Annotated in this window: 13 protein-coding genes and 1 pseudogene; 13 read left to right on the top strand and 1 reads right to left on the bottom strand. The window is 49.7% G+C overall.

Going from position 1 to position 13,727, the window contains the following annotated elements:
- Positions 1–47 precede the first annotated feature (47 nt).
- The 4 genes and pseudogenes from C2I18_RS02065 to C2I18_RS02050 all read left to right on the top strand — a co-directional run bounded on the left by C2I18_RS02065 (position 48) and on the right by C2I18_RS02050 (position 3,566).
- Positions 48–641, top strand: coding sequence for a type II CAAX endopeptidase family protein (locus C2I18_RS02065; RefSeq protein WP_249899637.1), 594 nt, complete (start codon positions 48–50; stop codon positions 639–641).
- Entirely contained in the window at positions 638–1,009 is a 372-nt protein-coding gene (locus C2I18_RS02060; RefSeq protein WP_249899636.1) for a hypothetical protein, read from the top strand. Before C2I18_RS02065 ends, C2I18_RS02060 begins: the two co-directional genes overlap by 4 nt.
- Positions 1,009–1,872: a metallophosphoesterase gene (locus C2I18_RS02055; RefSeq protein WP_249899635.1), complete on the top strand. Its 864-nt coding sequence runs from the start codon at positions 1,009–1,011 to the stop codon at positions 1,870–1,872. The genes C2I18_RS02060 and C2I18_RS02055 overlap by 1 nt, the downstream gene beginning before the upstream one ends.
- Before the next feature lie 339 nt (positions 1,873–2,211).
- Positions 2,212–3,566 (top strand): annotated as a pseudogene (locus C2I18_RS02050) (transposase).
- A gap of 113 nt (positions 3,567–3,679) precedes the next feature.
- Here C2I18_RS02050 and C2I18_RS02045 read toward each other — a convergent pair.
- Positions 3,680–4,630: a polysaccharide deacetylase family protein gene (locus C2I18_RS02045; protein ID WP_249899634.1), complete on the bottom strand. Its 951-nt coding sequence runs from the start codon at positions 4,628–4,630 to the stop codon at positions 3,680–3,682.
- 85 nt (positions 4,631–4,715) lie between these two features.
- On the opposite strand from C2I18_RS02045, the gene C2I18_RS02040 reads away from it, so the two are divergent.
- The 9 genes from C2I18_RS02040 (at position 4,716) to der (ending at position 13,715) form a co-directional block, all read left to right on the top strand.
- Positions 4,716–5,087, top strand: coding sequence for a hypothetical protein (locus C2I18_RS02040; RefSeq protein WP_249899633.1), 372 nt, complete (start codon positions 4,716–4,718; stop codon positions 5,085–5,087).
- 219 nt (positions 5,088–5,306) lie between these two features.
- A complete protein-coding gene (locus C2I18_RS02035; RefSeq protein ID WP_249899632.1) occupies positions 5,307–5,927 on the top strand; it encodes a genetic competence negative regulator in 621 nt (206 codons plus the stop codon).
- 85 nt (positions 5,928–6,012) lie between these two features.
- Positions 6,013–6,708 carry a glutamic-type intramembrane protease PrsW gene (gene prsW / locus C2I18_RS02030; protein ID WP_249899631.1) on the top strand — a complete coding sequence of 232 codons (696 nt, stop codon included), beginning with the start codon at positions 6,013–6,015 and terminating at the stop codon, positions 6,706–6,708.
- A 331-nt stretch (positions 6,709–7,039) separates the two neighbouring features.
- On the top strand, positions 7,040–8,398 hold the full coding sequence (gene ypeB, locus C2I18_RS02025; protein WP_249899630.1) for a germination protein YpeB: 1,359 nt from the start codon (positions 7,040–7,042) through the stop codon (positions 8,396–8,398).
- 154 nt (positions 8,399–8,552) lie between these two features.
- Positions 8,553–9,206, top strand: coding sequence for a flagellar brake protein (locus tag C2I18_RS02020; RefSeq protein WP_249902320.1), 654 nt, complete (start codon positions 8,553–8,555; stop codon positions 9,204–9,206).
- Between the two features lie 172 nt (positions 9,207–9,378).
- Complete coding sequence (gene cmk, locus C2I18_RS02015; protein ID WP_249899629.1) at positions 9,379–10,089, top strand: (d)CMP kinase; 711 nt, start codon at positions 9,379–9,381, stop codon at positions 10,087–10,089.
- Positions 10,086–10,673 (top strand): lysophospholipid acyltransferase family protein, encoded by a 588-nt coding sequence (locus C2I18_RS02010; protein ID WP_249899628.1) that lies wholly within the window; start codon positions 10,086–10,088, stop codon positions 10,671–10,673. Before cmk ends, C2I18_RS02010 begins: the two co-directional genes overlap by 4 nt.
- A gap of 174 nt (positions 10,674–10,847) precedes the next feature.
- Positions 10,848–12,161: a 30S ribosomal protein S1 gene (gene rpsA / locus C2I18_RS02005; RefSeq protein ID WP_249899627.1), complete on the top strand. Its 1,314-nt coding sequence runs from the start codon at positions 10,848–10,850 to the stop codon at positions 12,159–12,161.
- Positions 12,162–12,389: 228 nt separating this feature from the next.
- The gene (der, locus tag C2I18_RS02000) at positions 12,390–13,715 is read left to right on the top strand and encodes a ribosome biogenesis GTPase Der (protein ID WP_249899626.1); all 1,326 of its coding nucleotides are present in this window, start codon (positions 12,390–12,392) and stop codon (positions 13,713–13,715) included.
- Positions 13,716–13,727: the final 12 nt, after the last annotated feature.

Genomic DNA, 13,727 nt, shown 5'->3' with positions numbered 1-13,727 from the left:
CTAGGGAAATAATCTTATGTAAATCAATATAGAACAGGCAGGTTACGATGAAAAAATTCAAATTTGGCGACATCAAGATCAAAAAAGCCGATCCCCAGATGTTAACAGACAAGCTGCTGCTGGTTAATCTCTATATTACGCAGGGCCTTACTTTATTTATCGGTCTGATATGGATATTATTGCAGAAAAGAAATCCCTTTGACATATTAAATTTTCCGGCCGGCTACAAATTTATATATTGGGGGCTTGGACTGGCGGCTGTTATGCTTGTTGTAGATTTCATCCTGACCCATATTGTACCAGAAGACAGCATGGATGACGGAGGGATAAACGAACTATTATTCGGCAAAAGGCCGTTGTGGCACATTGTTATCATTGCGGCTGTTGTATCCGTATGCGAAGAGCTGCTGTTCCGAGGAGCCATACAGTATGCGTTCGGACCTTATTGGACAAGTATCATATTTGCACTTATACATGTGCGTTATCTAAGGCACTGGGTACCAACCGGCTGGGTGTTCCTCAGCAGCTACGGTCTTGGGTATATCTACATTCATTCAGGAACGATCTGGGCACCAATTCTATGTCATTTCTTCATAGACCTGTTCTCAGGCCTGGTGATCCGCTACAGGAGGGAATCATGAGCGAGGGGTTAAGCCGGGTAAGAACCCGCCAGAAACAGTATAAGGGGGAAGGCCAGGCTTCTGTCAAAGATAAAAAACATCGGAACCGGGCTGTATCTTCTTCACCTGCGGAAGCGCCTGTTCCGGTTCCGGGCAATTTATCCAGAAAGGCCAGACATTCAGGATCGGGATCAAGGCGCACGGTACAGCCGGAACAGCCGGCCAAGGATCAGGAAGGCACGCCTTCCCGGACAGACACTTATCCGTCCGAACGCATCCGTCTGAGCAAAATCTTTGTGAATTCGCTGATAGTGATGTTTGTGGCACTGGTAGTTTCGCTTGTAGTGTGGGGAGTTAAAGGAGCTCCTCCGCTTGATACATTATGGTGATGGTAATGGAATGGATACTTGCTGTTATAGCTGTTGTCTTCCTGCTGTTTGTTCTGGCGGGAACGGTTATGGTCGCTGCAGCCTTTAAGAAGAACATTATTGCCGAGGAAATATTGCTGGATTCACTGCCTGAACCATTTGACGGATACCGCATTTTGTTCATCACTGATATTCACCGGCGCAGATTGCCGAAGGATCTGCTTGAGCCTTATAAGGGCCGGGTAGATGCGGTATTTCTTGGTGGTGATATGACAGAGAAGGGCAATAAGGTAGAACGTCTGGCCGACAATATGGCCTTCCTGGCCTCGCTGGCCCCTGTGTATGCAGTTCACGGGAATCATGATTACCGTACGAATATTACGCTTGCGGATAATATTATCCGCGGCAGCGGTGCCCGGCTGCTGGTCGATGAGAATGCTGTGATTGAACGGGACGGAGCAACCCTGCTGCTTACCGGAGTAGACTTCCCGAAGAAAGGCGGCAAGAAGGCCTACGCTCCTTTGCCGCCTGTATCCCCGCAGGAAGCTTTGCTTTTCAGGATTATACTCGTTCATGACCCTTTGTGGCTGTCACAGCAGAAGACTTTGCCTGCCGATCTGGTTCTGGCCGGCCATACGCATGGCGGCCAGGTCGTGCTGCCTTTCGGAATCAGCATGCATGCTGATCCGTTCTATAAGCGTTATAATGCCGGTCATTATAATTATGCCAAAGGTGACGGCTCCGGCGCTCAAGCGAAGCTCCTGATCAGCCGGGGGTTCGGAACCGCGCACCTGCCGGTGCGCTGGCGCAGCCCGTCCGAAATGCATGTGCTGACCCTCCGCAGGGGACAGGATGGAAGTGCCCGGCCGGATCCCTGGCATTAGAAGGAAACCGCCGTAAACAAACAAGGGGGTGTCCCAAAAGCCATGAAATGGCTGCTTGGGACACCCCTTATTTTGGAGTAGGAGGTATGTGTTCACTTGGGTGGACGCTCCGCGAACGGACCGTTGTTCCAATCGCTGTGCTCTCCAGATTTTTTTCATTCCCCTTAGCGGTGAAAATCCGGAGACCAAGGCGACCGCTGCCGCTTTTCCACAATCAGTCCGTCCTCTCCACTGTTTAAGCGGAAAACGAATCTCTACAATTTTTAAAAGATACAAAAAAGAAACCACTCTTTGGTAAAATGGAGTTACCACACAACCATTTTAAAGGAGAGGTTTCTTTTGTACATTCAATATACCATGGACCGACTTTGCTTGCCAATGGATCTGGAAGAAGATATTCCAGGGCAACCACCTTGCTCGTGTCGTGAATGCTGCCGTAGAGCGGCTGGACGATGCCATCTTTGACGCGGCCTATCCCGGCGGTGGCCGCGACACCTACCACCCTAAGATGCTTACCAAAGTCATTATTTACGCTTATACTCAGCGGATCTATTCGTCTCGTCAAATCGCTAAAGCCTTGCGAGAGAACATCCCTTTCATGTGGCTGGCCGGACGGCAACGTCCCGGCTTCCGCACCCTTAATCGCTTCCGTTCCCAGCGGATGAGGAGTGTTCTGGAAATGGTATTTACCGCCGTGCTTCAGTTTCTGGTTGACGAAAATTACGTGTCCCTGGAGCATTACTTTGTGGATGGCACCAAGATGGAGGCCAATGCCAACCGCTACACCTTTGTTTGGGGCAAAGCAGTTTATAAGCATTCCGGAAGCTGCGTAAGGATTTGCTTCCCGGCTGCTGAAGTACGAACAATACCAAAAGCTGCTTGGTGACCGGAACAGTTTCAGCAAGACCGATCCAGATGCAACGTTTATGCGGATGAAAGAAGACCACATGCGAAATGGCCAGTTGAAACCGGGATACAATGTGCAAATCGGGACCGAAAACCAATTTATTTTAGCCTACAGCCTACACCAAAGACCGACCTACTTCCGCTGTTTACAGCCGCATATGGAAAAAGCGCAACAACTCCTCGGAAAACGGCCAAAGACGGTCAATGCGGATGCAGGTTACGGCAGCGAGGAAAACTACGCCTATCTGGAAAAGGAAGAGATGCAGGCGGTGGTGAAGTACGGTAGCTACCACAAGGAAAAGAGCAAAGCATGGAAAACAAATGCGGGAAAGATAGAGAACTGGACGTACGACGAAACAAAGGAACACTGGACATGCGTGGCCGGACAGACGCTGCATTTCCGCAAAGAGAGCACCGAAATCTTAGCAAGTGGATATGAAATCCGAAAACGTCATTACCGAAGTCAGAGCTGCGAAGGATGTCTGCTAAAAGAAAGCTGTACAAAGGCAAGTGGAAATCGGGAAGTCGTGGTGAGCTTGGAGCGCTTACGGTACCAGAAGCAAGCTCAGGAACGACTGCAAAGCGAGGAGGGGTACCTCTTGGCTGTACGTCGAATGACGGAACCGGAAAGTGTATTTGGACAACTGAAGAACAACCGGGGCTTCCGGCGTTTTCTGCTTCGCGGCATGGAAAAAGTGACGCTTGAGATCGGTTGGCTTTCGCTTGCCCATAATCTATTGAAACAAGCTGCAAATGACCAAAAACGCAGAGCAGCGATTCTCCAATAACCGGAGAATCGCTGCTCTGCTTCAATTTTAGACTTTTGAGAAGAGAATGAGCCTGTCACTACCAGTAGAATATCTACTTATGGGACAGCCTCTTGTTACATTTAAAGAGCTGATCAGCGCATTTCCAGCTCGATGCTGCGGGGATCAACAAAGCTGTAGCCTTTGCCTTCCAGTGTAGTCAGCAGTTGATCGAGGGCTTCCGCAGTCCACGGAAGCTCATGCATCAGAATATTGCTGCCGGAATGCAGCTGGTCGGTCACATTCTTGATCAGCGTTTCGGTTTTGCCGGTATCCTTCTCTTTCATTTCCCAGTCCAGTGATCCTACGGACCACGTCATGTACAGCATTCCGTTCTCTGCGGCCACCTTTTTGCCTACATCGCCGCCTGCGCCATGCGGAGGGCGGAAGAACTGCGGAGCTTCGCCGGTAACCTCCTTGACAATGTTCTGGACGTCCTCAAGCTGCTTCTTCACTTCCGTATAGGATTTGTCCTTCAGGACAATATGATCCCAGCTGTGGTTGCCGATGATGCCGCCGCGGGAATGGAGCAGCTCCAGCAGTTCCGGATGCTCCTGCACACGGTAGCCGTTGATAAAGAAAATAGCCTTTGCCTGATGCTTGTCCAGTGTGTCCATTAAGGAATGGATCAGCCCGGCTTCCTTCGGGCCGTCATCGAAGGTCAGCAGGACGACCTTTTTGTCCGTCCCTTCCTCATTCGGGACAATATCATAATTTTTGTTCATATGATACAGCACCGGTACTTCTTCTGCGGAGGCTTGTCCGCCTGGAGCCGGGGTGCCTGTGGCTGCAGGTGCTTCTACGCCTGCTGTGCTGCCGGTGCCGGGACTTGCTGAAGCCGCAGAAGCCGGCTCAGGCGATGGACTTGCAGTTGTTCCCGCAGTTTCCTGCGGCTCTGATGATGCTGGCGCTGCTGCCTCTTGTGTTGCCGCCGCCGTCGGCTGCGGGCTGCTTTGCTCTGTGCTTCCGTTATCTCCGCTGCTGCAGGCTGTCAGCAAAACGGCCGCAAGCAGCAGCAAGGATGTCGCTTTAACCACTTTTTTCATCTCACTTTCTTGTTGCAGGACTGTATGAGTGTGAATCTTTCCGCGAACACTAAGCTTGATTTTATCATACAAGGAGGTTAGAGATATGAATACTTCGTCATTTTTATGCGGAGTGGTGCTGGGTGCAGCCGCAAGCATGATCATGTCCAAGAAACGCAGCGGTATGCTGTCTTCACTGTCTTCATCCGGAGGCTCGTTGCAGGGAGCGGGTGAAAAAGCGAAGGAAAAAATTCTGGATATGGCCATGACCGGGTTCGGCAGCACTTCAGCATCCGGTGCAAGTGACAACGGCTCGCATGCCGCAGGTACAGGTACTGTGCACAAGACCGAGTCTTCGCTTCAATCCAAAGAATCCAATCTCAATCTGCTCAAGGACTTCATCCGCAGCAATCCGGACGTAAAGCTTGAAGTAGAGAAAGTGCTGAAGGAAACACACACATCAATACCCGGTTTGTAACCGCAAAGCACAGCCGCAGAATCATTTTGGGGATGATTCCATCCGCAAAATGATTCTTTTTTCTTCAAGTCCCGGGCAATTGGGTGATTTAATATATTTATTTACGTGCATTTGTCGCTGCAAAATGATAACATACATACATAGTAACCATTTTTGGCTCATTACTCGGGACTCATCATACATTAATATTAAATGAGCTTGCAAAAGGAGGATCCTGTCATGAGAATAGAGCGATTAAGTCAAGATAAGATACGGATTTTCCTCACTTTTGACGACCTGAGCGAGCGGGGCATCCAGAAGGAAGATATGTGGCAGGAAGTTCCCAAGGTGCATGACCTGTTCACGGAGATGATGGACCAGGCGTACAGTGAACTTGGTTTTGACGCAACCGGTCCGCTTGCCGTGGAAGTGTTCGCAATGCCCGCGCAAGGTATGGTCGTAATTGTGACCCGGGGGAAATATGATCACCATCAGTACGGTGCGTCCGGGGAAGAAGAATTGCCTGAAGAGATTTATGAAATGGAAGTTACTCTGGAACAAAGCGACTCCATTGTGTATGCATTCCGCGATTTTGAAGTTCTGGTTGAAGCGGCACATGTACTCATCGGCAATATTACTTCTCAGGGGAAACTGTATTCTTATAATGATAAATGGTACCTTTACTTCGATCCGAAGGACTTCGAAGAATCCGAGACAGCTTTATCCGGCCTTGTGGCCGTATTGTCTGAATTCGGCGATTCCTCTTCGGTAACCGAAGCTGTTCTGGAGGAATACGGCAAGTCCGTAATGCCGGAGAATGCTGTTCAGACTCTCTGCACACATTTCAAGCGCCAGGAGTAAATAAGGTCATTGGCTGCTGGGGCCGGGCTACCGGCCCCAGGCTGCATAGAGAAGAACTGGGTTAATAGGGCGGGGAGGTTATTCGGTGCTTTTGTTATCGGTCATTTCGTCGGCAGTAGCACCGGGACTTGCGCTGCTGACTTTTTTCTATCTGAAAGACAAGTATGACCAGGAACCGCTCCACATGGTGCTTAAGGTGTTTCTGCTCGGGCTGCTGATTGTTTTTCCGGTAATGATTATTCAAAGAGGACTTACACTGGGGCTTGACAGCGGTCCTTATATCGATTCATTTCTGATCTCTTCCGGTGTGGAGGAGTGTCTGAAGTGGTTTGTGCTGTACCATATGATCTACAATCATACCGAATTTGACGAGCCATATGATGGAATACTATACGCTGTGGCAATTTCGCTCGGCTTTGCAACAATAGAAAATCTAATGTATGCCTGGTACAGCCAAGCTTCACTCGGTTCAATGTTTATCCGGGCGCTGCTTCCGGTATCCGGCCATGCGATGTTCGGGGTAATCATGGGCTATCACATGGGCAGGGCCAAGTTTATGAAGGGCAACCGGACACGGGGCATTCTGCTTGTGTCGCTGCTGCTGCCATGGCTGTGGCATGGAATCTATGATTTTATACTCAGTACAACCGCTAACTACTGGATCTGGTTCATTGTTCCTTTAATGGCCGTGCTGTGGTATGGAGGCATGGGAAAGGTGGCAAGAGCGAACAGCCGCTCGCCATTCCGGTTTTTAAAGCGTGAAGAAGAGGTTAACCTCTAGTAGAGATGGACACACTTAATCTTACCCGGATAGTTCCGTATGCGGACAATTCCAGAGAGGAGCGAGGTGTCTTTTTTTGCGTGTAAAAGTCAGAATCCTGTGCAAACAGTGCGGCGAGAGTTACATATTGAGAGGAAGCAAGGAGCAGGGTGTAGTCCAGACCGGATTCAAGAAATGCCTTTGCAACAGCAGCAGCGGGTTTGAGATTGAAGAGCGGTGTTGAAACGGTTGGGAAGTATTCTCTTTTTCAAAAAGAGCAGCTGGTGCATAAGACTTCACAGTTATTGTCAAACTAACGGCAATAAGCTACCGAAAGGAGTCTTGCAGCCCTATGTACAAAAGATTAAGTGCCATAATGTTCCCGCTGACCGCCCTGCTGCTGGTGGGTGCGCTGGTGTGGGGATATCAGGAAAACCAGGAGAAAAACTCGATTCTTATCAAGGCGGAAAACCAGTATCAGCGTGCGTTCCATGATCTCTCTTATCATGTGGAGCGTCTGCACGGGGAGCTGGGAAATACGCTTGCAGTACATTCCGCATCAGACGGGATGCACCGGAAGGGACTCGTGAATGTGTGGCGGCTTACCAGTGAAGCCCAGAATGAAATCAACCAGCTGCCGCTTACGCTGCTTCCCTTCAGCAAAACGGAAGAGTTCCTGTCCAAAATCTCCAACTTCTCTTATAAAGCCGCAGTGCGCGATTTCACCAAAAAGCCGCTGACTGAAGCTGAGCTGGGAAATCTGAAAGCACTCTACAAAAACTCCGGCGAGATTTCCAAAGACCTGCAGGATGTGCAGAACAAGGTTATCAGCAACAAGCTGCGCTGGATGGATGTGGAGACGGCACTTGCGACAGAGGAAAAGGCGGAGGACAATACGATCATCGACGGCTTCAAAACGGTGGATAAACGCGTTTCAGCCTATCCCGAGCTTGACTGGGGACCGTCCGTGGCCAGCATTTACGATAAACGTTCTGTCAAAATGCTTGGCGGCAAGCCGGTAACGGCTGAAGAAATCCGGGCGAAGGCGCTGAAATATGCTGATCTCGGAAGTAACGCCAACGTGAGTATCAGAGAAAATGGTACGGGGACAGAGTGGGCATCCTTTACCGCAACCGTCAACAGTCCGCAGCATAAAGACCCGATCAGCATGGATTTTACAGTTAAAGGCGGTCTGCTGATCTCCTACAACGATAACCGTGAGGTTGGCCAGCCCAGAGTATCCATGGAGCAGGCTGTGGCCGCGGCGGGAGATTTTCTGGACAAAAAAGGCTTTCCCGGTATGACAGCAGTCAGCGCTGACCGTTACGACAATCTCGGTAACCTGACCTTTGTAAGCAGCCGGAACGGGGTGCTGATCTATCCGGAAAAAATGACTGTGCGCGTAGGACTGGATACAGGGGAGCCAACCGGGTTCCAGGCAAGCGACTATGTCCATGAACACCAGGAGAAGCGTCAGATTCCCAAGCCGGAATTGACGCTGGCTGAAGCCCGGAAAAAGCTCAATCCGGACTTTAAAGAAACGTATAACCGACTGGCCTGGATTGAAAACGAAGATGCCGTAGAACTGCTGACTTATGAATTCGGAGGCAGAATTAACGGTTCACAGTACCGGATTTATCTGAATGCGGCAGACGGTCACGAAGAAGCTGTGGAAGAAATCAGGACTTCTTCGGGCGCACAAGATAAATAGACGTTACTCCTTGCTCCGGCAGGGGCACAGAGAGAGGCGCATTCCTATGGGGATCGCTTCTCTTATTTATTTTGCAATAATATTTCTAACGGGGGGTAAAGAGGCGTGATATAATCATCTGTGAATTTATTATAACTTTGTGGCGGTGACACGTTTGTATCCCAAAATCAACGAGTATCTATACATACAAATAGCTTCCAGTGATGCTGCTGAGGCAGAAATTGAGTATAGAGCAAGAATTGCAGATATGGAAGACGAGGCTTTCCTGATTGAAATTCCCATGCAGGTCGGCAACGGAAGGCTTAAAAAGCTGTTTGTCGGTGACGAGCTGTCGATTTATTTCATGACGGACGGCGGCATTAAGAACTATTTCAGTACTCATGTAGTCGGCTTCAAAGAGGATGTTATCCGGATGGTCCGTCTGCGCAAACCTCCCGCGGATTCCATCTTCAAAGTACAGCGCCGCAGCTTTCTCCGGGTGAATGCGGATCTTGAACTGGCTGTGAAGGACGCTCTGGGCGGCCGCTTCCTTGTGCGCACGGATGACCTCGGGGGCGGTGGAACCTCTTTTCTCAGTGACGGCAAAATTAATGTGAAGGTGGGAGACAAGCTGTCCTGCTGGATTATGCTGCCCTACCGTAACGGAAGCACGGAGCATGCGAACTTTGAAGGTGAAGTGGTGCGGATCAAGGAGCTGGAGAACAGACGCAGCCTTACCATGCTGAAGTTTTCGGCCATCTCGGACCAGGAACGGCAAAAAATTATCCGTTATTGCTTCGAAAGGCAGTTTGATTTCCGCAACAGGTGAAGTTTTTATGATCTTTTAGCTCCCTGCAATTTTGCACTGAGTTATAAACTGTGGTATAATTTCATAAGTCGCAGGCAATGCCTGCTTTTTTCTTGATAAGATCAGCAAGTCCCTGGAGATACGCCTTAATGACGTATTTCTTATGGAAGAGCGTTTGAGGAGGAATGCCCCGTTGGATAGGCAGGGTACACATACTTACGACAGAATTAACGTCGCCATCGACGGACCTGCCGGGGCAGGCAAGAGCACTGTAGCCCGATTGGTAGCCCAAAGACTTTCTTACATTTATGTGGATACAGGGGCCATGTACCGGGCAATTACCTGGGATATGATCTGTAAGGGCATACCGGCGGAAGATCATGAGCTGGTGGGCCGTAAGGTCCGCGATATGGTGATTGAGCTTGTTCCGGAGAAGGATGTACAGAAAGTGCTGATCAATGGGGAAGACGTAACCCCGCATATCCGCAGTCTTCAGGTCAGCGGCCAGGTGTCGCAGTATTCGAAGATCGAGGGTGTCCGGTCACGGCTCAGCCATTTGCAGCGTCAGATGGCGCTCCGCAAGGGAGTCGTTATGGACGGCCGTGATATCGGTACGACCGTACTGCCGGATGCTGAAGTGAAGATCTTCATGACAGCAACTGTGGAGGAGCGGGCACTCCGCCGTTACAAGGAGCTTAAGGATGCGGAAACAGTGACTCTCCAGCAGCTTGAACATGATATTGCAGCACGCGACCGTCTGGATGAAGGACGGGAGATTTCACCGCTGCGCCGTGCGGAAGATGCTATTCTTCTGGACACGACCCATATGGATATCAATCAGGTGGTGGAGGCTATTGTAGCCCATTGCGGATCTCATGTTAACGGGGAGAGAAATCATTCATGATTTATGTAATTTGCCGTGGATTGCTTCGCTTGATTTATGCCATCCTGTTCCCGCTCAAGATTGTGGGAAGAGAGAATGTGCCAAAGGAGGGCGGGGTACTGCTCTGCGCCAACCACATCAGTCTGCTCGATCCGATGACGATCGGGATCAAACTGCAACGTCAGGTAAAGTATATGGCCAAGGCGGAGCTTTTCAAGGTTCCGGTGCTGGGCTGGCTCATCAACAAGCTGGGCGCTTTTCCTGTCAAACGCGGCGGCGTAAGCAAAGAATCCATCAAAACGGCCCTTAATACGCTTCGCGGCGGACATGTTATGGGCATTTTCCCGGAAGGAACGCGCAACTCCGATTCCGGTGTGGCTAAGAAGGGCGCGGCCAGTTTTGCGCTCCGCAGCGGTGCAGCAGTTGTTCCTGCCGCTATAGTCGGATCTTACAAGCCTTTCCGGCGGATGACTGTTATTTATGGGGCTCCTATCGATCTCAGTTCATTTGAAGGCTCAGGCAGTGAATCTCTTGAGGAAGTTACCGATGTGATCATGGGGCGGATCCATGAGATGATGAAGACCGGCAAGCCCAGTGCCAGGTAAATCCGGCTCAGCCTTACGGGTTTTGGCAGGTGCTGATGATTTACGGCATAACCGCTATAATTTGGAACATACTAATTTTTACATGCAAGTGTACTTAACTTTGTAATGAATGTTTTGAACCCTGCTCTACGCGGGTTTAAATAAATGGGGTTTTGAATCGAGGAGGGTAATCACATGTCTGAAGAAATCAAAAATCAGGAAGCTGCGGGTAATGTTGAGAACAACGAAACCGTAGAAGCAACAGAAGCTGTGGAATCCGCAGTGGCTGCTGCCGGTAATGAAGAAGAAGTGACTAGCCAAGAAGGTTTGGAAATCATTTCTGTGAAAAAAGGCGATACCGTGAAAGGAACAATCGTCAAAATCGAAGATAACCAAGCTTATGTAAGCATTGGATATAAATATGACGGTGTGATTCCGATTCGCGAACTTTCTTCCGTACAGCTGGACAACGCTGCTGCAGCGGTTGAAGTTGGACAAGAAGTGGAATGCAAAGTAGTAAGCGTCAATGACAACAAAGAAAGCCTGGTTCTTTCCAAACGTGCGATTGACAGCGAAAAATCATGGGAAGATCTGGAAAAGTATTTTGCTTCCCAGGAAGCTTTCGAAGTTACTGTGGCTGATGTTGTTAAGGGCGGTCTCGTAGCTGATGTAGGCGCACGCGGATTCATCCCTGCATCCATGGTAGAACGTCACTTCGTTGAAGATTTCAGCGACTACAAAGGCCGCACACTGCGTGTAAAAGTGAAAGAACTTGACCGCGAGAACAGCAAGGTTATTCTTTCCGCCAAAGAAGTTCTGGAAGAAGAATTCGAAGCCAACAAACAAAAGATTATGTCCGAGCTGTCCGAAGGACAAATCATTGAAGGTACTGTACAACGCCTGACCCAATTCGGCGCATTTGTTGATGTAGGCGGCGTTGACGGTCTGGTTCACGTATCCGAAATCGCTTGGAACCACGTTGAGAAGCCATCCGATGTTGTTTCCGAAGGCGACAAGGTTACTGTTAAAGTACTTAAAGTTGATCCGGAAAAAGGCAAAATCAGCCTCAGCATCAAAGCTGCCGCTCCAGGTCCTTGGGATTCTGCAGCAGGCAAAATCAACATCGGCGATGTAGTAACAGGCGAAGTTAAACGCCTTGTGAACTTCGGCGCATTCGTTGAACTGCTTCCGGGCGTAGAAGGCCTTGTGCACATCTCGCAAATTTCCCACAAGCACATCGGCACTCCGCACGAAGTTCTCAAAGAAGGACAAGAAGTTCAAGTGAAGGTTCTGGACTTCAATCCATCCGAGAAACGCGTTAGCCTGAGCATCAAAGAAACCGAAGAAGCTCCAGCTCCTGCAGCGAGACCTGAACGCAGCAGCAACAGAGACAGAGCGCCAAAAGAAGTGCTGAACAATCCTAACGTATCGCTCAGCAACGAAGGCCTCAGCTTCACGCTGGCTGAACGTTTCGGCGACAAGCTCGACAAATTCAAGGGTAACAACTAATCCCTGAATCAAGTCTGCAAGAAATATAAGACTGGCAGAACGTTTTGGCTGATCTGTTCTTATATTTTGAGTTATACCGGGTAAAGTAATCGGCGAGCCCTCAATACGGGGGTTCGCCGATTGTGTTTTCCGGCAGTTACTGACCGCAGCATTTACGTGATATGCGGTTAGCCAATTGAATTGTTTTTTGCTATGATGAAATACGTAAGAAAGACAGGAGGAATGAATATGGCAAGACCTGTTGTGGCCATTGTCGGAAGACCTAACGTCGGAAAATCAACGATTTTCAACAGACTTATCGGTGACAAGCTGGCCATTGTAGAAGATAAACCGGGAATTACACGTGACCGGATCTATGGAATTTCAGATTGGAACGGCAAATCCTTCAGCGTAATTGATACCGGAGGCATTGAGGTGGATGGCGAGGATTTCATTCTCCGGTCCATCCGCGTTCAGGCAGAGCTGGCTATTGAGGAAGCGGATGTTATCATCTTCATGTGCGAGGCGAAAAGCGGGTTGACCAATGCAGATGAAGAGGTAGCGCAAATTCTGTTCCGGTCCGGCAAGCCGATCGTGCTGGCCATCAATAAAGTGGATAATATGAAGCGCGCGGAAGACATCTACGAATTCTACAGTCTGGGAATCGGCGACCCTATCGGTATATCCGGCAGCCACGGGACCGGAATCGGTGATCTGCTGGATGCGGTCGTGGAGCGCCTTCCGGATAAGGAAGATGTGGAATATGATGATGACGTTATTCGTGTGGCATTGATCGGACGCCCGAATGTAGGTAAATCTTCTCTGGTAAATGCAATTCTGGGTGAAGAACGCGTAATCGTCAGCGATGTCGCGGGAACTACACGTGATGCGATTGACACCCCGTTTGAACGGGACGGGCAGCGGTATGTGCTGATTGATACTGCAGGGATGCGCAAGCGCGGGAAGGTATATGAATCTACAGAAAAATACAGCGTAATGCGTGCAATGCGTGCCATTGAACGCGCTGATGTAGTGCTTGTCGTTATTAATGGCCAGGAGGGCATTATTGACCAGGACAAGCATATTGCCGGTTATGCCCATGATGCAGGTAAAGCGTCGATCTTCGTAGTCAACAAGTGGGATGCCGTCGAGAAGGACGACAAGACGATGCAGAACTTCGAGAATACGATCCGTGACCATTTCCTGTTCATGACTTATGCTCCGGTAGTTTTCCTGTCCGCACTCACGAAGCAGCGCCTGCAGAAGCTGCTGCCGGTAGTGCAGCATGTCGCACAGCAGCATGCTCTGCGGATTACCACCCACCTCGTGAACGATGTGGTATCCGATGCTGTAGCCATCAATCCTCCGCCAACGGATAAAGGGCGGCGCCTGCGCATTAATTATGTAACACAGGTTGCCGTGAAGCCGCCGACGATTGTGGTGTTCGTCAATGACCCGTCACTGATGCACTTCTCCTATGAGCGTTATCTGGAGAACAAGATCCGTGCGGCGTTCAATTTTGAAGGCACACCAATCCGCCTGTTTACCCGGCGCAAATCCGAAAACGAAGGTTAGGGGAGAAGAATT

Source organism: Paenibacillus sp. PK3_47, assembly GCF_023520895.1.
GTDB lineage: Bacteria > Bacillota > Bacilli > Paenibacillales > Paenibacillaceae > Paenibacillus_AQ.
Note: the sequence above shows the minus strand (reverse complement) of the source record. Positions and strands in the feature narration are given on the sequence as shown.